The organism is Siphonobacter curvatus, assembly GCF_002943425.1.
Taxonomy (GTDB): domain Bacteria; phylum Bacteroidota; class Bacteroidia; order Cytophagales; family Spirosomataceae; genus Siphonobacter; species Siphonobacter curvatus.
In genome coordinates, this window is the sequence record NZ_PTRA01000006.1 from 74,775 (window position 1) to 98,787 (window position 24,013).

The window sequence follows — 24,013 nt, forward strand, 5'->3', positions numbered from 1 at the left end:
CGTTATGAAATACCTTGCATTGATCGGAGCCTTCGCTCTGTTAGGCTGGAGTTGTAGCAGTCCCGAAAAACCCTCGGAAGATTGGCCCACGTACGGAGGCAACTACGCTGGTAACCGTTACTCTAAACTCGATCAGATTAATCGCAGCAATGTCTCGCAGCTTAAAGTAGCCTGGAGCTATAAGGCCGTTCAGGGGGAAAATCCGTTTGAGATTCAGTGTCAGCCTTTAATGATCCATGGAATCCTGTACGGAACGACGCCGCTCCTGAAGCTCTTCGCTTTGAAAGCCGATACGGGGGAAGAACTCTGGAAGTTTGACCCTTTCGAGAATCAGATCCCTACCTTCCATCCCATCCGGGGTTTGATGTACTGGCCGGAAGGGAAACGGATTTACTATTCGGCGGGCTCCCGGTTGTTTGCTTTGGATGCCGAGAAAGGCACGTTGGTGTCTGAATTTGGCGAGAAGGGTTCCATCGATTTACATGAAGGTGTAGGCGATGGCCTGGACCGGGACGTAAACGCGTTACCGGTTGATGCTACCAGTCCGGGCATCATTTATAAAGAAACCCTGGTAATGGGTTCGCGGGTAGGTGAAGGTACGGATGCCGCTCCCGGTTACATACGCGGTTTCGATGTCCGTTCGGGCAAACTCAAATGGGTTTTTCATACCATTCCTCACCCGGGTGAATACGGCTATGATACCTGGCCTAAAGATGCCTGGAAAAAGAGTGGGGCCGCTAATAATTGGGGAGGCATGGTATTGGATGAAAAACGTGGGGTGGTTTATCTCGGTACGGGCTCTCCCTCCAGTGATTTCTACGGGGGTGCTCGGGAAGGAACAAACCTTTTTTCTGACTGTATTCTGGCTCTAGACGCGGAGACGGGGAAACGACTCTGGCATTTCCAGACGATCCATCACGACTTATGGGATCGCGATATTCCCTGTTCACCAACGTTAACCACCGTAGTTCATCAGGGAAAAAAAGTAGAAGTAGTCGTACAGGCGACGAAAGACGGTCTGGTGTACGTATTGAACCGAGATACGGGAGAATCGCTGTTTCCGATTGAAGAAAGCCCGGTACCAACCGAAGCTCTCCCCGGTGAAAAGCCCTGGCCTACGCAAAAATACCCGTTGAAACCAGCTCCGCTCACGCGACAGTTTTTAACGGAAGCGGATATCACTACGCGTACCCCCGAGGCTCATGCCTTTGTACTGAAGCGTTTTCAGCAAACGCGTTCCGGAAACAAATTCATCCCGCCCAGCAAGGAAGGAACGCTGGTTTTTGGATTAGGAGGTGGAGCTGAATGGGGTGGCAGTGCCGTTGACGAGCAGGGTATTCTCTATCAAAATGCCAATGAGATGGTCTGGGATGTGCAAATGGAAGAATTTAAACGTCAGAAATCCCAACCGCTCTCGGGTGAAACGTTGTACCTCGATCATTGCTCGATTTGCCACGGCTCCGAACGTAAAGGCAATGGGGTCGAATACCCCGACTTACGGAATGTAAAAGCCAAGTATTCACCTCAACAGGTGATGCAAATTTTGCAGACGGGACGTGGCCGTATGCCTTCGTTTCAGCAGGTACCGGAAAAAACGCGTCTGGCCATTGTCAATTTTCTTTTGGGAATTAATAAGCCCATTCCGCCTGATCCCCATGATTCAAAGCCCGCGGTAACTACCGCTGATACACCACCCCCTCCACCTTATGTGAATACGGGTTGGAAACGTTTTCTCGATCCCGATGGCTATCCGGCTATTACGCCACCTTGGGGTACCCTGAATGCAATTGATCTTAACACGGGGGAATACCTTTGGAGAGTTGCACTTGGTGAGTTTCCGGAATTGACAAAGAAAGGACTACCTGTTACGGGAACGGAGAGCTACGGAGGTCCCTTGGTTACGGCTGGAGGTTTGGTATTCATAGCTGCTACAAAGGATGAACGCTTCCGGGCTTTCGACAAAAAAACGGGTAAAGTAGTGTGGGAATACCAACTGCCTGCGGGTGGTTTCGCTACACCCATGACGTATCAGATGAACGGGAAACAATATATTGTATTAGCCGTAGGTGGTGTTAAAAATGGGCATAAACCAGGGGGTTACTATCTCGCTTTCAGTTTATAACAGTTTTATTGAGGAACTAATTTTGACGTTAAAATTAGGGGTGTAATAGACGTTTTAAAGGACGTTTGCTATGCCGCTAATTTTAGTTTTATGTGTTTCTTCGTTACCCTCTTTCCAACACGAAAACTGGCAATAGAACCTGTCATTAGGATTCGAATAATATACGCAATGCAGTCGGTATTTCGGATCGATTGATGAATAGTCACTTTAGAGTAGGATTTGTAACCAGCTTGTAATCAGGGTAATCGATTGCTTTTCCTTTCGCCCCATCTTAATAAAATGTAGTTTGGTCGGTCATTGCCATTTCGGTAAATCCAATAGTATGGTTGAAGCTAAACCACTGATAATCAATAGGTCTATATTAAATAAAATGTGGTTTGGTCGGTCATTGCTGGACTCACATCAGCTTGATCCCAATCCTGATTCTTTAATAAAATGTAGTTTGGTCGTCCCGTATTTTACTTGAAAATATAGATTGTAATTATCTGAAAATCAGAGAATTAACATGTCAATTTTTACACAAACCGCTTAATAAAATGTAGTTTGGTCGGTGTATTTCCCAAGTCTCAAAAAGAACCTAGTGGTTTATTAAGATGTCTCATAATCAGCTAGTTATTTGTTTGTAGCGATTTTACACCTCTCGTAACCAATCATTTTGGAGGAGAAGGGTTTTAATAAAATGTATTTTGGTCGGTGTACACCTGCAAAGATGGATCGGGAAAGGATACTTCTAGGCTTTGTAGCCTTGCTGACCGGGGATCGGAATAAAAAAATGTAGTTTGGTCGGTGTGATGAAGTAAGATTTTAAGGACGAGTTCAATAAGAGCCTTTGTGAGGCCTTTAAATGGCTAACTGGAGTAAGGGTGAATGCTTCGCTTAGAAAATGGCTGAGAGAGGCTGTATTTGCGAGCTGTCGGTTCTGACGTTGGTTGAGTTAAGTTCACTTTCTAGGCCAATTGATAAACTAAAAATATAGTTCACGCCCTGACTCCCTTTTTTTCTTTGCCAAGCTTTTTGATTTTTTTGATTTTTTACAAAAGTCTTTTTTTGATTTCAACAGAAACGAAGCGGGGGGGCTTTTTTCATTCATCAAGAGTTTGTGTTTTTCAATATCTCTTGATAATCTCTTGAAGGGAAAAACGAGCGTTGTAATGAGTTGATTATTAGTATTTTACCTTGTGGATAACTTTTATAAAATGTAGTTTGGTCGGTAAAAACATGGACTTTGGTCGGTATTTTCCATTTAAAAAATGGGGTTTGGTCGGTAAACCCGATCCATAAAAATGTAGTTTGGTTGGTAATAAAATGTATTTGTTCAAACTAGGTACATTATATTCTTTTTTATGCGTTATTTGTTCAGTCATAGCCGATCTCTTAACCCATGAATGCACAGATAGAAATTTATCAGGACAACTTCCTTACACAGGCCCGTTACGAGATGACGGAGACGGAGCGAAATATCCTCTACATGGTTATTGCTCAGGTTCGTCCCGATGATTCACCCATGAAAGTCTATCAGGTTTCCATCAAGGAAATTGCAAAAATTATGGGTAGTGAAGAGATTAAATTTGAAGCGTATAAAAATGCAACGGCCCGCATCGTCACCCGACTCGTACAGGGGTATTTGCCCAACGGGGATTTCCTGCAGACGACCTTTGCCGCTTCGGCGAAGTACAAAAAAGGGACGGGCATTATCGAAATTGCCCTGTCCCAGGAAATTCGCCCTTTCTACGTTGATCTGAAAGAACGCTTTACAAAAATTCAGTTACAGGCCGCGATAAGTTTGCAGTCCATTTACGCCAAGCGGATTTACGAATTGTTGTGCATGTACAAGAACATGAAAAACAAGACCTTCCGTCGTAAGCTCGTGGATCTAAAGCTCATGCTGGGTGTGATGGATACCAAGACGGGCAAGGATAAATACCCCGTATGGACGCAATTTCAACGGGATGTACTGGAAGTAGCCAGTCGCGAAATTAACGGCCATACGGATCTGACTTTTACGTTCACGCCTATTCTGGGGGATCGTCCCGGTCGGGGTCGTAAACCCGTGGAACAGGTAGAGTTTGAAGTTTCCTACATTACGCCCAATGTCATTGATTTTAGTCCCCTGATGGATCGTCTGCTGAATCGTTTCAAGTTACGACAGGACCAGGCCGAGGAAGTCATCGAGTCCTTCCCGATCGAGAAGATTAATAAAATCCTTTACGACATCGAGGTACGGATGGCGAACAACGAAATCAAAAACGTAGGTAGCTATACCGCCAAATCATTTGGGCTGTAGAGGGCACTACAGCCCCTCCCCTACTCCATTCGGGACTTACTCAACGCCGTATTTACGTTTTTCCCGATCAATTTTCTCTTGTACGGCTTCGATGATCCAGTCCGTAACCGAAATGGAAATCTTACGGGTTCTACCCCGTTGTGGGCGGTGATTCCGCAGCTCCTTGATCATATGCGTTTCGCTTTCAGTTAACTCAATCGAAAAGCGTTTGAGTACTTCCGGCACAAGCACAGGTTCGGCTTTCGCGGGTTTAGGCTTGGCTTCTTTACGAGCGGGTTTTTCTTCCAGCTCTTTCTCAACCGGGCGAGTCGTAGAACCTCCCCGATTGATCACCTCCAGAATTTTATCTTCAGCAACCGAATCACTGGAAGCTTTCTTTTTGGGTGCGGATGAAATGGCCATAACGTGAATAGATACAGTGATATTTGCCTTAAAAAATACGTTAAAAGGAGAGCTTTATTTAACGTTAAATTAAAAGGTAAAAATAACGTTAATATTACTAACGAATATTAACGTAAAATAATTTAGGTTATCTATTGACAATCAAAGGATTAATTGCTTCAAATAATTTAGTTATTTCGGTCGTTGCTTTGGGGTCTTTCGCTTCCATTTCCACCACACCTAATCCTTGAGAAGCAGCGTTGGAATAAGCTTTCCGATTGATTAGCGGCGTGGGTAAATAAGTAAAAACTTCAGAAGCCTGTAAGAGTTCAGCGGCATCGTTATTGTCCGTGCCTTTCGGGTCTGCCCGATTCAAAAAGGCAAAGGCAGTTAAAGGAGTCGCCTGAACGGCCCGGATTTCCTGTACCAGTCGTTCGACTTTGTTCAAGGTCCACAAATCAAAACTACGGGGATTGAATGGTACCAAGTAGACGTCCGAAACGGTCATAGCTGCCCGCTGACTAGTCGTATCCCGACCTCCAGTATCAATTACAATGTGATCATACTTGGGTACTAGCTTTAAAATCTGACTACGAACCGCCTCTCCCGAGAGTTTAATGGCGGTAAATCCAATTTCTCCCTGCAGATTCTCTTCCCGCCAAGCCGTAAAATCAGTAGAGGTTTCCTGTTCATCGGCATCTACCAGTAAAACATCGAATCCCTGCTTGGACAGTAAGACCGTAAGGTTGGTCGCAATAGTCGTTTTCCCACTTCCACCTTTAATCCCTCCGACGGTAAAAACCATGGTTGTAACGTTTAAATTAGCGTTAAAAAAAGCGTTGGATATTACACTAAAACTGAAGTTGTTTATGCCGTTCAAAAATGAACTACTATTAGCTCTGGATTGATCGCTGATTTTGACTCGAAATTCAGAATGCCAAAACACGTTATTTTCAAACACAAATCCAAAGCTAATTAAAACTTTATTTTTGAATTCAATTTTAACTCTAATTTTAACGTTAAAATTGAATTTATTAAAGACGCTTAAAATTAAGGTTATATGAACGCTATAATTAACGCTCAAAACAAAACTGACAAAGCGTTAAAAATAACATTTATAACAAAGGTATAAAAGATGTTATTTTTGACGCTAAAAATAGCGTACAGAATGAATTTATAATCAACGTGTAAATTAGCTTATAACATATGTAAAAACAACGTTGATTTTAACGCTAAAAAGATGATCAATCTTACAATGTTTGACGTTAATTTTAACGTTAAAATAAAGGCTATGTCTTAATGATGAAATCTAAATTTTAACGTTAAAAAAAACGTTATTTTTGACGTATGTAAGGATTGATAAATAGCTATTAAATAGTTTATTAAATTAGATAAGTGTGCTAAAAACACATAAATAAACAATTGGACGGGTTTACTTATTAATTTAGAGACTTACACAATTTTTTGTCTTTATTAGCTAAGTCATTCGCTTCAGCAGAGAAATTAGATTCATAGAGATAGAGCCAGTGAATGAAATAGCAATCAAGGGTTATGTTGAGTAGTTTCAAAAATAGGAGAGGTGTTTATTGAAAATTTATAAAAGAAATCATCCAATATTGTTTCTTTTATAACCAGTAGAAGTGCAGTAGCTAATGCCCCTGATAACTGTGAAATAAATTTGTTTTGACAATGACTGTTAATATAAAATTTAATGTACAAAAATAACTTATACTGCTGCCGCGATGGTATAGTATTAACAACACTTTTAAGTGAATTTTATTCAGTTGTTCCGCCCTGAGAAAGAGGGGTTTACAAGTCGGTTGCTGAAGTACTAATCTGATGCAATGATAGGTTTCGCAAGAACGACCAAAATCAGATACGTAGGGCAAACTATCATGCATACAAAAAACGCAGGATAGGTTAAGTACGAACAAGAGAAACGGAGGACGACTCTTGAGTAATTCGACCCTTAGTCAGATAAAATAAAATATGATTATTAAACTAAAATATATGAATAAAAGTATCTTTGGTAGGGCCCGTTGAGCTAAGAAAACGAGTCTGAAAATTTCATGAATGCTCAAACAAGTACGGGCTGGCTTTGTATTCTCTATTTATTTTTCCTGATACCTTTTTGTCAGGGACAAATGACTAAGCCTGTCTTTTCCCATCTCAGTGTTGATGAAGGCTTATCGCAAAGCAGCGTATACGCGATTACCCAGGACCGTAAAGGTTTTATATGGTTAGGCACCCGCGATGGCTTAAACCGCTACGATTCCCGGCAGGTGGTCGTATATAGAAATCAGCCTACGCGGCGAAAGAACTTGCCGTCCAATACAATCAATGCTCTTTTGCACGATAGTCAGGGAAGGTTATGGGTGGGAACTAGTAAAGGCTTAGCTCTGTACAAATCTGAAGGAGACGATTTTGAACGTATTTCAGCACAGGGTTTGCCGGATTCCACCATTTTAAGTATTACCGAAGATCGGCGACATCGCGTGTGGGTCGGTACGTCGAAAGGGCTTTATCAGCTCGAAGGCCCGAAACCGTATCGACTGAAGTCCTTACGGAGCTATACTTATCAGCGTACTGAACCGAGTCACCCCAACACGCGGGCTCTGTTTGAAGACCGTCAGGGCAACCTATGGCTGGGAACGTCGCTGGGATTAACCCAACTAAAAGCCCGTGGAAACGGTCAGCTTGACATACACGATTATTTCCTGCAACCCGCCGATTCCGTCTACCATAATCTCTCGAACGGAATCAATACCATTGCTCAGGATCCGCAGGGGCGTTTGTGGCTGGGTACGGACCGAAAGGGGATTGCCGTATTTGACCCGCGTCTGGGAAAAATTAGTAGTTGGAATCCCGTACCGGGACTAGATCTATCCACGCAAACCATTCGTACCATTCAACCGGACGGAAGCGGACACTTCTGGATTGGTACCTTGTCGGGCTTGTACGTGGTGGCGTCGGATGGAAGCTGGTTTAAAACGCTAACCAATGAACCAACCGACGCGGAATCGCTGAGTGATAATTCGGTTCGATCCATCTTTCGCGATCGCGATGGTTCCATCTGGGTCGGAACCTATTACGGGGGCGTGGATTTCTACAGTCCCTACGCCCGACAATTTGGGTCCTTTGGTCCCTTGGGTGAAACGTTCAAAATCGCTGGACCGATACTACCCTCAACGGACGGACGGCAAATTTGGCTGGGTACGGAAGACCGGGGCGTCATGCTGATCAATGCCAATCGAAGCGTCGCTCGTCATTATCGCCACGATCCCAAAGATCCGAAGTCCCTTTCCAACGATAAAGTGAAATGCCTGCTGGCTGAGGGAAATCAGGGCTTGTGGATCGGCACGCTGAAGGGACTTAATTACCTGGATTTACGGACGCAGGTGATTACTCGTTTCCTGCACGAACCGAATAATCCTCACTCGTTGCCCAATGATCGCATTTACGATTTAAAACGGGATGCTCAGGGCAAACTATGGATCCTGACCAATCTGGGAGGTTTATGTGCATTCGATCCGAAAAACCAATCGTTTGAATCCTACGTACCCCGAGCGGGTCAGCATACGTCCTTGAGTTCAAGAAATGCCACGTGTTTATTACTCGATCATCAGCAGCAACTATGGGTAGGTACCACCAGCGGTCTAAACCGGAAACTACCCGGTCGGGACGCCTTTGTTCGCTACCAGCACCGCGAAACGGATCCGATGTCTCTCAGCAGTGATCACCTGGTTTGCCTGTACGAAGACCGCAAACACCGACTTTGGGTGGGCACGCGGGAAGGGGGATTGAATCTATTACGTCCCGGTCAGCAAGGATTCGAGCGATTTAGTACAGCCAATGGTCTGCCGAGTAATACGATCGTGGGTATCCAGGAAGACCGCCAGGGTCATTTATGGATTAGTACCGACAAAGGACTTGCCCATTTCGATCCGGAACACGCCCGCTTTGTACATTACAACCGGCATGATGGATTGGTATGCAAGGAATTCACCCCGAACTCCACGTATCAGGATCCGCAGGGCTATCTTTACTTTGGGGGCTATAACGGCATCGTTCATTTCCATCCCGACAGTATCCGTCGGAATACGCGGGTTCCTCAACTGGCGTTTACACAGGTCCGGTTGTTCAATGAACCGATTACCCGGCTTTCAGAAAGTGGAGAACCCGATATTGATTTTGAACGAGGCCTCACCTTTACGCATCAACAGAATGTATTTTCCATCGATTTTGCGGCGTTCAATTACATCAACTCGTCAAAAAATCGGTACGCTTACCAGTTGATGGGGTTTGATGAAGAATGGAATTACGTGTCAGAACCCCGGGCTTTGTACATGAACCTGAATCCGGGAACATATGTGCTACGCGTAAAAGGGTCGAATAATGATGACGTCTGGAATTCTAAACCCCTGGAGCTGACCATTACGGTATTACCGCCGCTCTGGAAAACACCCTTAGCGTACGTCGTGTATGCCCTGACGTTTGTGGCCTTGTTACGGTTGTGGTCAAGATTTAATCGTAACCGATTGCAACTGGCCCACGAATTACAGCGGGAACACGAAGAGAAAAAACGCCAGCAGGAACTCCATCAAACCAAGCTTAACTTTTTCACGGAAATCGCCCACGAAATTCGTACGCCTTTGACCCTGGTGATGGGGCCGCTGGAAGTACTGGCGAGCCAATACGGCCAGGAACCAGGCATTCATAAACAGGTTAGTCTGATGCGGGCCAGTACGGACCGCTTGTTACGCTTACTCAATCAGTTGCTGGATTTTCGAAAACACGAAACGGGCAATGTCCAGCTACAGCGGCAGCAGGCGGATTTCGTCCGCTTTCTCCGACAAATCGTACACTCGTTTCTCGGGCACGCCCGTTCGCGTCAGGTACAACTCAACTTCGAATCGGAAGGGGAAGAGATCCCCTTGTGGTTTGATGCGGGGGAAATGGAAAAAGTGATTTCCAACCTGTTAGTCAATGCCTTTAAATTTACGCCTGCCGGGGGGCGGATTACCGTGCAGGTACGGGCAACGCAGGAAGAAGTGACCTTGCTCATTGAAGATACGGGTCTGGGAATTCCAGCGGAAGAAATCAGTCAGATTTTCAAACAGTTCTATCAGGCGGATCGCCATCAGTCGCGGGATACGGGTTTTGGTCTGGGGCTAGCTTTGAGCAAAAGCATTGTTGAACAACATCAGGGACAAATCAGCGTGGAAAGCCAGGAGGCCGGTTTGGAACACACGGGCTTTACCCGATTCAAAATCACCTTACCCATCCTACCAGTCGAGGAGCCATTGGTTACTCTTCCAGAACCAGCGGTATGCGAAGCATTGCCAGTCGTTACCCGTTCGGAACCAGCCGCTGGAGAAAAGCCACTACTACTTATCGTAGAAGATCAGGCGGACATCCGAAATTATTTAGTTGATCTGCTGACCACGGAATATCAGGTGCTGGAAGCCAGTAATGGGGTAGAGGCCTGGGAAACGGCTTCGCAACTCTTACCCGATCTGTTGATTACGGACCTCGCCATGCCCGAAATGGATGGATTAACCCTGACGCATCGCCTCAAAACGGATGCACGTACCAGTCACATTCCGGTCATTATGCTGACGGCGAAAGATGGCGTTGATCATCAGTTATCGGGACTGCAAACGGGAGCCGATGATTACCTGACCAAACCCTTTCACCCGGTGTTACTACGGGCCCGCGTACAGAATCTGCTGTTGTTACGGCAGCAACTGAAGACGAAGTATCATCGCCTGATTACGCTACAGCCGCAGGCCCAGACGCTTGAACACCCGGACGAGAAGTTTTTAAATCAGCTCATGACGGTACTCGATCAACATTTAGCAGACCCGGATTTCAACGTAGGCAGTCTGGTGGCAGCGATGGGCATGAGTCGCCCCGTATTATTTCGAAAAGTAAAAATGTTGACGGATCGCTCCGTCGTGGATTTGCTGCGAACGACGCGACTGAAAAAGGCGAAAATGTTATTACAGCAACGCAAAGCCAACGTTTCGGAAATTGCTTTTGCCGTAGGCTTCAGTGATCCCAAATACTTCAGCCGGGCCTTCCGGGCCGAATTCGGTTTAACGCCAACGGAGTATAGTCAACAGGTAGTCACCTAAGAAACGCCGTCCTGAGTGTCGTGAGCCGTAAAAGGCCAGTGAATCGTTACGATTCACTGGCCTTTTCGTATTAAAACAAGGATTTCTTTTCGTTTAGCCGTTTCGCCCGTAATAAGGCTTCCAGCCAGTAATAATCGGCGTAAATCAGTGGTACGTCCACCTCACTGTTATGCGGTTTGGAACCCGTACTGTGCAGCAAAAGAAACCCATGACTACTCTTGGCAGGAGCCAGGTACGTTTTGGAAAGATTAGTCAGGATCTGATCAGCTTTGGCACGGTAATTAGCCTTGGGTGCGTAGGTACAGAGTTCGTACAAAGCGGAAGCCATCACCGTAGCCGCCGACACATCGCGGGGTTCGTTCGGAATACTGGGAGCATCGAAATCATAATACGGAACCAGATCCTTGGGCAAACGGGGGTGCTGGAGCAGAAAACGGGCGATGGCTTCGGCCTGTCGGAGAAAGGCCGGATCTTTCGTTTCCCGGTAACACAAGGTATAGCCGTATAAAGCCCAGGCCTGTCCCCGGGCCCAGGCCGACTCGTGGCTGTAACCCTGGTGAGTTTGCCTGGTGCGTACCTGTCCCGTCAGCGTATCGTAATCGACGACGTGATAAGAGCTGAAATCCGGTCGAAAGTGATTGTTCATCGTTGTGCGGGCGTGCGTGACGGCGATGTTGTAAAAAGAAGAATCCCCGGTCCACCGCGTGGCGGCAAACAGCAGTTCCAGATTCATCATATTGTCAATAATAACCGGGCACTGCCACACCTCCTGATGATGATCCCAGGAGCGGATGATTCCTGCCGCGGGTTTAAAGCGTTTTGACAGCGTACGGGCGGACTCGATGAGGATTTGTTTGTATGCGGGATCCTGCGTCAGACGATAGCCATTGCCGTAGCTACAATACATTTTAAAACCCATGTCGTGGGTGCGGGCGTTGGTTTTTTCGCCTTCCAGCCGGGATGTGTAGCGGCGGGCCTGCTCGGCCCATTCGGGCTTTCCGGTGTATTCGTATACATACCAGAGTTGGCCCGGAAAAAAACCACTCGTCCAGTCGCGGGCGGCCACCCGTTCGAGTTCGCCTTTCGCATTGAGGCTGCGGGGGGATACCAGCTTGGAGGCCTCTTTCGATTCCGCGATTTTCAACTCGCTAAGCATACGTAGGCTTTGTTCCTGGGCGTGTTGAAAAGATCGATCAATAAAGGTGGGAGATACAAACGCCCAGCTACTCGCCAGAGCAAGACCGATAAAAAGTCGTTTCATAGTTGAATTAGTTAGTACGGAATGAATGAGGAAGCCAGAGTAGGGGATGGCGAATCGGAAGGTTACGAATGACTTCTTCGTTTGCAGGCGTATGATCCCCTTTTTTCCAGGTTTGAAGCCATTCTGGTTGCTGAAAAGCCAGGGCTCCGAAAACCAGGAAAGGTTGAGCGACGGGCCAGTCGTCCCAGTACATCACATCGGGTGGCAAGGGCCAGCGATTCTTGTCAACGACGTAAGGGTAGAGGTAGCTGATGCCCCTGCGAATACTACGCCCGTCGGGTGTCTCATACGTCCAGAGGTTATCCCGCGGCGTAGAAGCAATCTGACAAATCATAGCCATCGCATCGAGGTTGAACAGCGAGTAACCGTAGGGTTTCGTCCGCCGTAGTTCGAGCGGAAAACTACCATCGGCGGCCATTTGCTGGGGAAGTAGAACGGTTTTGTACCAATCACGACATACGGCAAGCAGCGAGTCATGGCCGGTAAAGCGGGCAAACGCTGCCACCTGCATGACCCAGCACGTACCGTGATTATTCTTCGCCTCCCGTTCTTCGATTCCGTACGGATGGTGGGTCAGCCAGTGCAGGTACGTACGAAACCAGCGACGTACCACGGCGACGGTAGCGGCATCCAACTGTGCTTCCATCACCTGAACGGCCTGTACAACTTCCATTAAATGAATCGTATCGATGATACCAATGCCCCGCCCCGTAACCCGGCCTTTGATGGCCTGAGCGTACGTCAGGGAAGGATTCATGCGGGTCGTTGTATCGACAAACCAGGCCTTTAGGTGACGAAGAGCCTGCTCACTGTACCGTCGATCGGGTTGTAATACGTAGGCCGAGGCCAGTGCTCCCATGATCTGACTTAGCCGGATGAGGGCCTGTCGGTGGGCCACGAAGTTGTCGGGATTGCTCAGCCCGTCGCGTTGGAGGTACGGCCCCTGGAGATTCGTGGAGTCGGGCCACCAGTAATCGCCTTCCGAATAGAAATCATGGCGACCTCCGGCACTCCGGGGTGAGGTTTGGGCCGTAACCGTACGGGGCGGTTGTTGTAGAGCCCAGCGGACTTCAGCCTGTACAGAGGCTTGCAGGGTTTTTCGAATCTCGGCATTCAAATCAGCCTGACCGAAAGCATGTGTAGCAACGAAAGTCAGGCTTATCAGTAGCATTTTCATAACCTAGAGATAAGGGGTAGCGGCTTAATGAACGAGTGAAATCAGGTACAGCAACAGAGCCACCAACAGGCCCGTGCATCCTACTTCAATGAGCAGTAAACGAATTCTTCTTTTTTTCACGGAGGAAAACATCGGCCGGTGTAGGAAACAAAGGTAGCAGGGGTAAAAGCGGGGCAGGGGGGCTAAATGTATCAAAAAGGGGGAGGAATCGTTCGGGTGGGTGATAAAGCGTTCAAAGGGGTGGAGAAAGCGTTCCATTTAGATTATTCCAGTATTTTATAGACTTATATCTACTAATGTTGCAGTGGAGTTCATCGCTACTCCGGCCCCAGATAAGGCTCTTGCCTGCCTCTTATTCCACTACCTTACTCGATGTGTTTTATGCGTAAACCTCTATTTGCCACCTGCTGGCTAGGCTCCCTGGCTATTACGCTGCTGCTCGTAGCGGGGGAGGCTACCGCCCAGACACCGGGCAACAACCCACTACCCGCCAATCGGCCCAGCACGTATACGTTTACGGGACGGGTACTCGATGAAAAAGGCATGGGTATTCCCGGAGCCACTATCCAGCTCAAGGGAAGTCCTGCCGCCGGTACGACTTCCAACGCCGAAGGACAGTTTACTTTTCCCGTACCCACGGGCGGCGGTACACTGCTCGTCTCCGTTGTAGGATATATCACGCAGGAAGTGAATCTGACGAACGAAACGTCCCGAGACATTACCATGGCTCCCGATACAAAGGCCCTTAACGAAGTTGTGGTCGTTGGTTACGGTACCCAGAAGAAAGAAAACCTGACAGGAGCCGTCGCGGCCATCAACATCGATGAGAAAATTGCCAGCCGTTCGCTCAGCAACGTTTCCTCGGGCCTCTCCGGACTGGTACCGGGTCTTTCCGTACAGCAATCGACGGGCCAGGCCGGACGCAACAGTGCCAACTTGATTATTCGGGGACTCGGTACCGTTAATAACTCCGGTCCGCTGATTGTCGTGGATGGTATGCCTGACGTGGATATCAACCGCATCGACATGAACGATGTGGCCAGTATTTCAGTCCTGAAAGACGCGGCTTCAGCTTCCATTTACGGATCACGGGCGGCTAATGGTGTCGTACTGATTACGACTAAAAATGGTTCACAAAACAAAAAAGCCCAAATCAGTTACACCGGAACCTACGGCTTATCGCAGCCCACGAACTTTTACAACTACTTTGATGATTACGCCCGCTCCCTCACCATGCACATGCGGGCTTCGGGGGCTGGTGCTTCGTCAACGACGTTTCGGTACGGAACCGTGGAAGACTGGTTATCCAAAAGCCTGGTCGATCCCGTGAAATACCCGAATACGAACTGGTGGGACGTAATCCTGCGGGATAACGGTCGGATACAAACGCACAACCTCTCGGCTTCAGGGAGCAATGATCGGATGAATTTTTATCTGTCGGCGGGTATTCTGGATGAACTGGGCGTACTCATCAATCACAACTACAAACGTTATAACACGCGTTTTAACCTTGATTACAAAGTTCGCGACGCCATCAAAGTCGGCCTGCGGATGGACGGCCAGTGGTCGAAACAGGAGTATGCCAACCAGGAGGGATTCATCAATTACAGCGGTACGGATGGCTACGACATTCGGTACGCCATCGCCGGGATTTTGCCCTACGATCCGGCTACGGGTCGATACGGCGGCATCATGGCCTACGGCGAGGACGCTCAGGCTGCCAACATGTTTGCCCGGTATTCGGTGTACCATAACCAGCGGGATCGGCAGGAGATCAACGCCAATGTATATGGTGAATGGTTACCGCTGACTGGATTAACGTTTCGCGGGGATTTCGGACTGCGGTACTACAACCAGTTTACCAAAAGTTACAACGACCCGACCGACGTCTGGAATTTTCAGACCGATCAGATTGCCCGTACCATCGTAAACCCCAGTGCGGGCATTAGTAACAGTAATAATCAGGGATACAAAACACTCTTGCAGGGCCGGATTACGTATAATAAAACCCTATTTCGAAACCATCAGCTAACGGCTTTGCTGGGTTACACGGAAGAGTACTGGTTTAACCGAAACATGTCCGCCAGCCGTCTCGACCGGATCAATCCCTTACTTAGTGAAATTGACGCGGCCCTGACGACGACGCAAACCGCCGGAGGAAACAGCGACGCGGAGGGCTTACGCTCGGTAATTGGTCGTTTGAATTATGTCGTCAATGATAAGTACCTGTTCGAATTTACGGCCCGGTACGACGGGTCAAGTAAATTCCTGCCCGGCTATCAGTTTGGCTTTTTCCCGGCCGTATCAGCGGGCTGGCGTTTCTCGGAGGAGCCTTTTTTTCAGAATCTGACCTCGATTATTTCGTCGGGTAAACTCCGGGCCTCCCTTGGTAAACTGGGCAATAACTCGGGTGTCGGTCGCTACGAGCAACGGGACATTTTTAACCTGACCAATTACATCCTCAACGGAAAGATCGCCAAGGGCTTCAGTTCGGCCAAGATCATCAATGAGGACTTTTCCTGGGAACAAACCAACACGGCCAACGTAGGACTCGATCTGGCCTTTTTCGACGGACGACTGACCGCCGAGATCGATGCCTATACCAAACTCACCACGGGTATGATCCGGCCTTCGTCGCTATCCACGTTGCTTTCGGGGTACAACGCTCCCCGCATGAACATCGGAAAACTGCGGAACAACGGGATGGAAGTGAACCTGACGTACCGCACTAAAATAGGTCAGGTAAACCTGGGAGCAACGATGAACGTGAGCTTCAACCAGAATCGGTTGCTGGAATGGAATGAGTTTCTCGGTAAAGGTTATACGTACCTGAACATGCCTTATCACTACGCCTACAGTCGCGTATCGCAGGGCATTGCTCAGAGCTGGGAAGACATCGCCAATGCTCCATACCAGGGGCAGTACGTTTCGCCGGGCGATATTCTGTACCGCGACCTCAATGGCGATGGTCAGATCAACGACGAAGACCGCAAGGCCATGCCCCGTTTCAACCGGGAGCAACCCACGGGCAATTACGGCTTTAACCTCTTCGGTAACTACAAAGGTTTCGACCTGAGCATCTTGTGGCAGGCCGCTACGGGCCGGAAAGACTTCTGGCTGGAGCCTTTCAACAACGTCAATATTCCCGCCGCCCGGAATGCGTTTCAGGACTTTCATTGGAATGACACCTGGAATCTGGACAATCGCTCGGCTTCCTTACCCCGGCTGGTTACGGGTTCGGGTGGGAACAATCAGGCGGAGTCAACCTTCTGGCTGGACAACTTTGGCTACCTGCGTCTCAAGAACATTCAGGCAGGCTACAATATCCCCAGCAAATACACCACCCGCATCGGCGTAAGCCGGGTACGGGTCTATCTGACGGCTGAGAACTTGCTGACCTTCAGTAAGTACCGGGGTGTTGATCCCGAAAAAAGTACGACGCAATCGGGTGCCGACAATCAGGATGACCCCTTCCCGTTGCTCAAGTCGTATTCCTTTGGTTTGAACCTGAGTTTTTAATTCACCTTGACTTTTTCGCTCGTGAAACGATACATATCTATGGTGGGAATAGTACTGGTAGGCCTGAGTGCCTGTCAGAAAGACCTGCTCGATCAGGTACCCACTACTCAGCTTTCTTCGGATTTATTCTGGAAAACGACCGACGATGCCATTTTCGCCGTCAATGGTGTGTACGAAGCCAACCGCACGACCTTTGACCGCGAGTATTACTTCGACGGAGCCGGGGAATTCGTGCATACCCGGGGTACCAGCAACAACCAGGGGACGTACAACCCCGGAGCCATCGGTTCGAGTGGCAACTTTGGCTTCCTCTGGGGCGACTGTTACCGAACCATCAACCGGGCCAATTATGTACTCCAGAACATCGGTACGTTGCGGGCAAACCTGAGATCCGAAAGCGATCAGGCTCTGATGAACCGCCTGGTGGGCGAAGTACGCTTCCTGCGGGCTCTGAACTACTTCCGCCTGATTGACCTCTGGGGCGACGTGCCGTATTTCGGTCGCCGACTCAACGGCAATGCCGAAGCGTATACCCTGGCGCGTACGCCCCGGGCCGTCGTGAAAGATTCGATTCTGGCGGATCTCTCGTACGCCGCGAGTGTACTGCCCGACAACTATACGGGAGATAATCTGGGCCGGGCCTCGAAGCTGGCCGCCTGGGGCTTCAGCGGCAAAGTAAATCTGTACTGGGCCTGTTGGATGAAAAACCAAAACAATGCGGGTGAAGCCCAGAAGCATTACGCAGCAGCGGCAGCGGATTTCAAGAAAATCATCGACAAAAACATTCCGCTGTTTCGGAATGGCGAACCGGGGCCGGCGGACAATCCCAACTACTGGTACCTGTTTCAGTACTTCAACGAATACGATCCGGAAATTCTCTTTTCGGTACAGTTTGGTGGTCCTTTACTCAATCAGGGTGAAGAAATGCAGCGGGATTTTGGCTCGCGGAACACGGGCAACGGTCAGGTATGGGTGGCTCCGACCTATCGCCTGGTGAATCGGTATCAGCTTACGAGTACGGGTGATTTTGCTCCGTCCGTGGTATTGAGTCGCAATACTACGCTGGCCAACAGTGCGACCAATCCCCGTTCGTACGTCGGGCGGGATTACCGTATGCGGGCGACTATGCTCTGGGACGAACAGAAAATGCTTCGCCTGACGACGGACGGCCTGAACGTACAGGACAGCATTACCTTCCGCTTTGGGAACCGCGACGGGATTACATTCATTAACTACGACGGGGCTCCGGCGGGGTATATTTTCCGAAAATGGATTCGGCAAACCGGCGGTATTGGTCGGAGCGATGGCCCGCAGGATATGTACCTGATGCGACTGCCCGACGTTTGGCTCATGTACGCCGAAGCGGTCAACGAGCTCAGCGGACCCACGGCCGAACTGTTTGGCCTGCTCGACAAAATCCGTCGTCGGGGGAATCTGCCTCCTTTGAATCAGGCGAAGTTTTCGAGCAAGGATGAATTTTTCAAAGCTATCGAACAGGAGCGTATTGTAGAGCTGGTCGGAGAGGGGCACCGCTTCTTCGACATTCGCCGCTGGCGGAAAGCCGAAGAAATCTGGCCTATGCCCTCCGGTCAGGTGTTGTACGATTCGCAGGGAACCCGGATTCGCGATGAATTCGTGAATGCTCCCATCCGCGATTACCAGCGGTACTACCAATTCCAGATTCCGACGGGTGAGATTGAAGTTAACTCGCAGATTATCCAAAACGAACCGTGGTTCTAAGCTTGAAGATGCTTTTCCTATGAAACGACACTATTTATTCATACTCCTCGGACTGCTGGCTCTTTCCTGCACCAAAATGCCTATCGATGAAACGGGACTGCTGATTACTACTCGCTCCCAATGCTACATGACTTTCTTCGATTTACTCGGTTCGGATCACCGTACCGTACTGGTCAGTGGGCAGACCAAAATAGACACCGAAGCCCAGACCGTGACGGCGGTGGCTCGTTTTGGTACTAATCTGCAACGCGTCAAACCCTATTGCAGTGTAGTGACCGACGCCATTGTGGAACCAACCATGGGCATCTGGACGGACTATACGCAACCACAACAGTACACGGTTGTGTCGGGCAATCGGACGGTACGGAAAACTTATACAGTCACGGTAACCCTCCAGCAATAACATGAAAAAGCTATGGACTCTTTTACTGGCGGGAGTAGTGCTACAGGCCTGTCAGAAATCGGACGACGAAGCCAGTGGTCCGCTCCAAAACGACCTGCTCAAAAAAACGACGGGTCCCGCCGTTGTTGGTGATCGCATGGAATTTGCCTACGCCCTGGGTACGCTGGAAGGACAACTCAAAGAGGTACGGGTGGAAGCTACCATTGCCGGAGGAACGGGTACGGGATTCAGTCGGTATTCCTGGTATACGAACCGAAATACCGGCGTGGATCAACCCGTACAAACAGCTTCGGATACGACCACGACTGGAGCGGTTTCTACCGCTTCGCTCTTGGGAGGCGAGAATCAGTCAGCCGTTACGTTACGTTATTACTACGCTCCCACGGAAGAAGCCAAGGGCCGGGACGTGCGGTTTCGTTTCAGCGGTACTTCCTCAACGGGAAAAGAAGTACGGTTTGAATCACCGGCCTACCGCATCAGTCGCATGGATATGAAGCGTACTCTGCAACTCACCGACGGAGCTAAAGCCTACGTGTCCATTGCCGACATGGCGGTATACACGAAAGAAGAAGTGGAACGTAATAATCTGGCCGCCAAAATTGATTTCGTGTACCTCTACCGACCGACGTTAAGCGGCTTTACTTTCGGTCACGCCTGGGTTGCTCCTTCCCGAAGCGAATACCTGAGCGATGTAAGCCTACCTGCCGGACTAACGACGCGTACGCTGATGGATAAACGGGTGGACGTAAAAGATGCCCAGCTTCGCGGTACGGCGGGTTTTGATGTCTATATTGACGATATTGATCTAGAACGTACCACCTTTACTAATGCGTCGGATTACGCCTTTGGCTTAACGGCTGATCAGGGAGCGTTCGTCAAAACGGCCAATGGAGCTTACGCAGCTTATGTGTATGTCAATGCGGTGAATAATACCGAAAAGAGTATGACGGTGAGTATCAAACGACTACAACTTAATTAATGCGTTGAGGGCTTCCGTATCGGAAGCCCTTGCTACCTCCTGCTGATGAACCGACTAATCGCGTTACTCTTCTTTGCACTGACCATGCCCGCGTTGTGGGCCCAGCAAAAAGCTCCCACGTTTTTGCTCGATGGCACATTCCTGGCTCAGCAAAAAGCCCAAAGCAAACAGGGTGATGCGGCCGTACAACAGGCTTTGGAAGCGTTAATTCAACAGGCCCGGCAAACCCTGAACCATCCTACGTATTCGGTTACGTACAAAAGCAAAGTACCGCCGAGTGGAGATAAGCACGACTACATGAGCGTCGGTCCGTATTGGTGGCCCGATTCGACCAAGCCCGATGGGCTACCGTACATCCGCAAGGACGGTCGCATAAATCCGGAACGGTATACGATTAAGGATGCTACCTACCTGCACCAGCTTTGCGTGGATGTACAGCAATTGGCCGTAACCTATTATTTCACGGAAGATGAAACCTACGCCCGCCGGGCCGCCGAATTGCTACGCGTCTGGTTTTTGAATCCCGAAACCCGGATGAACCCGAACCTGAACTACGGGCAGGCAATTCCCGGAGTCACCGATGGGCGAGGAATCGGATTGATCGACAGCCGCTATTTTGCCGTATTGGTAGATGCCGTGCAACTGCTAAAACCCTCCAAAGCCTGGCCGAAAGCCGAGCATCAGGCTTTACAAAGTTGGTTCCGTACCTTTCTGGACTGGATGCAGACCAGTCCCGTCGGCAAAGACGAAGCCGATGAACACAACAACCACGGAACGTATTACGATTTCCAGGCAGTGGCCATGGCCCTATTCATTGAAGATACTGACCTGTCTCGCCGGATGCTGGAAAAGCAAACCCTGCCCCGCATCAGTAGTCAGTTCGCAGTCGATGGCAGTCAGCCGCACGAACTGGCCCGTACCGTTTCCTGGGGGTACTGCGTCATGAACCTGCAGGGCTTCTTTGGACTGGCCTTACTGGCGGAAAACTTGAACATGAATCTCTGGACCTATGAGACGCCCGAGGGGAAAGGACTCAAAAAAGCCTTCCTATGGCTATTACCCTACGCCGAAGGCAAAAAGCCCTGGACGCACCAGCAAATCAAAGCCATGCATCGGGAAGAATTTATTCCCTTACAGGCCCTGGCAGCTCGAAAATATTCGGACGTTCCCGCTGTAACGATCCCGAATCCCAGTGGTTTTTTCCGTCTTACCCAAGCCCTTTTTTAACGTTGCATGAAACGATACGTCCTCATTGGCTGGCTACTCTGGCTAGCTGGCCCGACTCTGGCTCAGCAAAACTTACTGAGTGGGCGATTTTCGGTGGAAGAACTGCGAAACGTACTGATTCCGGAGCGGGAATGGACGCCCTTTCCGCGTCGGGAAGATCGGGCGGGCTGGGCTCAGGCCGATTCCGGGATGATGAAGGCGTACGTGAAAAAGGCCGAAACCTATCTGAATTATGAATGGCCTTACGTACCCGCTACGAAATCCCTCCTGATTGAACGTACGGGTAATCGTGATGAATACCAAAGCATTAGCTTTCAGAAACGGGATGTGCTGGGGGTCCTGCTATTGGCGGAGATTTACGAAAATCAGGGGCGATTTGTAGACCCTATTATTGATGGCGTCTGGTCCATTTGTGAAGAATCTTTCTGGGGAGCTTCGGCTCATTTACCCCGCGAGGTTAAGGGTCTGGTGGATGTTTCCAAACCTTTTGTCGATTTGTTTGCGGCGGAAACGGCAACGTATCTGGCCTGGGTTGACTATTACCTGGGCGATAAATTGGACGCCGTAACCCCGCAAATTCGCAAACGTATCTATTACGAAACCAACCGCCGGATCTTTGAGCCACTCATGAATCAACCCCACAGCTGGATGCAAAGTCATGCCAATGGTCGGCCCCCCAATAACTGGAATCCCTGGATTTGTTCGAACTGGCTGAATGCTGTACTGCTGCTCGAAAAAGAGGATCAAAAACGGGCCGCAGCGGTACACAAACTGCTGGGCGTACTCGATAATTTTTTGAATCCCTACCCAGCCGATGGGGGCTGCGACGAAGGTCCGAGTTACTGGGGAGCGGCAGCCGCGTCTCTGTATGACAACGTTTCTCTGCTGAATACCGCCTCCCGGAATGCCTTTGCTTACGTGTATGCCGATGAAAAATTCCGGAACATGGGCCGCTTTATTTACCGGGCTCAAATCAGTCCCAACTACTTTTTAAACTTCGCCGACGCCGATCCCCAACCCAGTATGGCGGCTACGATGATCTACCGCTACGGCAAGGATATTCAGGATGCCAACATGATGCGGTTTGGAGCCTACTATCGCAAACCCGAAACGGGAGCCTTGCCGCGGTATCATTTCTTCCGCAATTTCTATGCACTCTTTATGCAGCAGGAATTTGAACGGGCGGACAAAGGACTGGCCCTGCCCGCTGACGTCTGGTTGCCGGATTTACAGGTATTCGCCGCCCGCGACCGGGCGGGTACCACCCAAGGTTTTTACCTGGCTGGTAAGGGAGGACATAATGATGAAAGTCACAATCACAATGACGTCGGCAACTATGTCGTATACTACGACGGACAACCACTGCTCATAGATGTCGGACGCGGTACGTACACGCGAAAAACCTTTAGTAGTCAGCGGTATGACATCTGGTACAACGGCTCCGCTTACCATAATCTGCCCACGATCAATGGTTTTAGTCAGCCACCAGGAAATACGTTTAAAGCCCAGCAAGTGACCTATCAGGGCGGAAAAGAACAGGTAACCTTTTCACTGGACTTCACTCAAGCCTATCCAGCCGAAGCAGGCGTGGTAAGTTGGAAACAGAGCATGCGTCTGAAGCGGGGTAGGGAGGTAACCATCACGGATCAGATTCACCTCAAAAAAGCCGATAGCCTCAGTCAGCATCTCATGACCTGCTACCCCGTAGAAATAGGGAAAGCGGGGCAGCTCATCATCTGTAGTAAAGGACAGAAAGGGCAGAGCCGTGATTTTGTGATAAAGTACGACTCCCGAAAATGGGAGCCATTCGTAGAAAAAGTAGCCCTGCAAACCCCAGAAGACCAAGGCATTCGAACCAAGTGGGGGGACACGATTTACCGGATTACGCTAAAACGGCTACAGCCTAAAACGGTCGATCTCTTCGCCGTAACCCTTGCTCCGCGGTGAGAACTCGCATAAAAAAGCCGCTTCCCGTACGGGAAGCGGCTTTTTGTGTGATGTTTTGCTTAAAGCTGTACTTTATTCTGTAAGGATTGTAAGGCTTCTTCCAGCGAATCAATCTGTTCAGGAGTCGCCTGGGCCTTTCCACTGGAAATGAACTGAAGAGCTTCCTGTACGTAGAAATAGTGTTCTAAATCCTGGAAATGATCAAACTCCTGATCGCTTTTATCTTTGGTAAGCAAATGAATGATCAGACGATTCTGGGCTTTCAAACGGGCCATTTCTGATAAAATGGCATTCATATCAATACTGTTTACAAAGATCTCGGCGGTGTTCATAGAGTGATAGATTGACATAAGACGTGTACTAAGAGAATCATTGGTATAATTTCGTGCCATACCTAGTATCCTTGACGCAAAAGATTCGATTTTCCCCTCTAAATGTCATTGGTAATGTAATTTTTTATCCCTCATAAGTGCGGAAAATAATCTACACAGCCCTGATTCTCAGCGAAAGATGACTTAAACCTCCTGAACATACTATTGTTTTGAATTTTTTTGATTTTGATATGAACAAATCAAATAATTTTATGAAAAGTAGAGGTAAACGCTTGCAGAACTTAAAGAGCTAGTTAATTTTATTCACCATTTCTCAAGCGAGTCCTTTGAGCGATCTTCATGTAAGTTATACTAAAAACATTTAGTTCTGACCGGAGGATTCGGTTCAAGGCTTGGTATCATCTTTTATTTACTGATTCGTAAGCAAAAGATAAACGTTTTTTTACTCCTTCCTTCAATCTCAGCAAGTAATACAATAATCTGATACAGAAGCTTTCTGGAAGA

14 protein-coding genes are annotated in these 24,013 nt (G+C 48.8%); 9 read left to right on the forward strand and 5 right to left on the reverse strand.

What is annotated here, in order from left to right:
* Positions 1-4: 4 nt before the first annotated feature.
* Together C5O19_RS21935 and C5O19_RS21940 are read left to right on the forward strand one after the other, a co-directional pair.
* The gene (locus C5O19_RS21935; protein WP_104715533.1) at positions 5-2,122 is read left to right on the forward strand and encodes an outer membrane protein assembly factor BamB family protein; all 2,118 of its coding nucleotides are present in this window, start codon (positions 5-7) and stop codon (positions 2,120-2,122) included.
* Positions 2,123-3,503: 1,381 nt separating this feature from the next.
* Positions 3,504-4,406 (forward strand): replication initiation protein, encoded by a 903-nt coding sequence (locus C5O19_RS21940; RefSeq protein ID WP_104715534.1) that lies wholly within the window; start codon positions 3,504-3,506, stop codon positions 4,404-4,406.
* Between the two features lie 36 nt (positions 4,407-4,442).
* Here C5O19_RS21940 and C5O19_RS21945 read toward each other — a convergent pair whose 3' ends face one another.
* Positions 4,443-4,808 (reverse strand): hypothetical protein, encoded by a 366-nt coding sequence (locus tag C5O19_RS21945; RefSeq protein WP_104715535.1) that lies wholly within the window; start codon positions 4,806-4,808, stop codon positions 4,443-4,445.
* 127 nt (positions 4,809-4,935) lie between these two features.
* Complete coding sequence (locus tag C5O19_RS21950; protein WP_104715536.1) at positions 4,936-5,592, reverse strand: AAA family ATPase; 657 nt, start codon at positions 5,590-5,592, stop codon at positions 4,936-4,938.
* A gap of 1,264 nt (positions 5,593-6,856) precedes the next feature.
* On the opposite strand from C5O19_RS21950, the gene C5O19_RS21955 reads away from it, so the two are divergent.
* On the forward strand, positions 6,857-10,924 hold the full coding sequence (locus C5O19_RS21955) for a hybrid sensor histidine kinase/response regulator transcription factor (RefSeq protein ID WP_207766517.1): 4,068 nt from the start codon (positions 6,857-6,859) through the stop codon (positions 10,922-10,924).
* A 70-nt stretch (positions 10,925-10,994) separates the two neighbouring features.
* On the opposite strand, the gene C5O19_RS21960 is transcribed toward C5O19_RS21955, so the two are convergent.
* Complete coding sequence (locus C5O19_RS21960; RefSeq protein ID WP_104715537.1) at positions 10,995-12,185, reverse strand: glycoside hydrolase family 88 protein; 1,191 nt, start codon at positions 12,183-12,185, stop codon at positions 10,995-10,997.
* Between the two features lie 7 nt (positions 12,186-12,192).
* Positions 12,193-13,362 carry an alginate lyase family protein gene (locus C5O19_RS21965; protein ID WP_104715538.1) on the reverse strand — a complete coding sequence of 390 codons (1,170 nt, stop codon included), beginning with the start codon at positions 13,360-13,362 and terminating at the stop codon, positions 12,193-12,195.
* Between the two features lie 381 nt (positions 13,363-13,743).
* Here C5O19_RS21965 and C5O19_RS21975 point away from each other — a divergent pair, with 381 nt between their 5' ends.
* Genes C5O19_RS21975 through C5O19_RS22000 form a run of 6 tightly spaced genes read left to right on the forward strand, consistent with a single transcriptional unit; the run spans position 13,744 to position 23,177 of the window.
* Positions 13,744-16,881, forward strand: a complete 3,138-nt coding sequence (locus tag C5O19_RS21975) for a SusC/RagA family TonB-linked outer membrane protein (protein WP_104715540.1) — start codon at positions 13,744-13,746, stop codon at positions 16,879-16,881.
* A 39-nt stretch (positions 16,882-16,920) separates the two neighbouring features.
* Positions 16,921-18,621 carry a RagB/SusD family nutrient uptake outer membrane protein gene (locus tag C5O19_RS21980; RefSeq protein ID WP_104715541.1) on the forward strand — a complete coding sequence of 567 codons (1,701 nt, stop codon included), beginning with the start codon at positions 16,921-16,923 and terminating at the stop codon, positions 18,619-18,621.
* Positions 18,622-18,640: 19 nt separating this feature from the next.
* Positions 18,641-19,024 carry a DUF5018 domain-containing protein gene (locus C5O19_RS21985; protein ID WP_104715542.1) on the forward strand — a complete coding sequence of 128 codons (384 nt, stop codon included), beginning with the start codon at positions 18,641-18,643 and terminating at the stop codon, positions 19,022-19,024.
* Between the two features lies 1 nt (position 19,025).
* Entirely contained in the window at positions 19,026-20,003 is a 978-nt protein-coding gene (locus C5O19_RS21990) for a DUF4466 family protein (protein WP_104715543.1), read from the forward strand.
* A gap of 45 nt (positions 20,004-20,048) precedes the next feature.
* Positions 20,049-21,230 carry an alginate lyase family protein gene (locus C5O19_RS21995; RefSeq protein ID WP_104715544.1) on the forward strand — a complete coding sequence of 394 codons (1,182 nt, stop codon included), beginning with the start codon at positions 20,049-20,051 and terminating at the stop codon, positions 21,228-21,230.
* Between the two features lie 6 nt (positions 21,231-21,236).
* Positions 21,237-23,177: a heparinase II/III domain-containing protein gene (locus C5O19_RS22000; protein WP_104715545.1), complete on the forward strand. Its 1,941-nt coding sequence runs from the start codon at positions 21,237-21,239 to the stop codon at positions 23,175-23,177.
* 59 nt (positions 23,178-23,236) lie between these two features.
* Here the strand turns inward: C5O19_RS22000 and C5O19_RS22005 are convergent, their stop codons facing one another.
* Positions 23,237-23,509 carry a hypothetical protein gene (locus C5O19_RS22005; protein ID WP_104715546.1) on the reverse strand — a complete coding sequence of 91 codons (273 nt, stop codon included), beginning with the start codon at positions 23,507-23,509 and terminating at the stop codon, positions 23,237-23,239.
* Positions 23,510-24,013 lie beyond the last annotated feature (504 nt).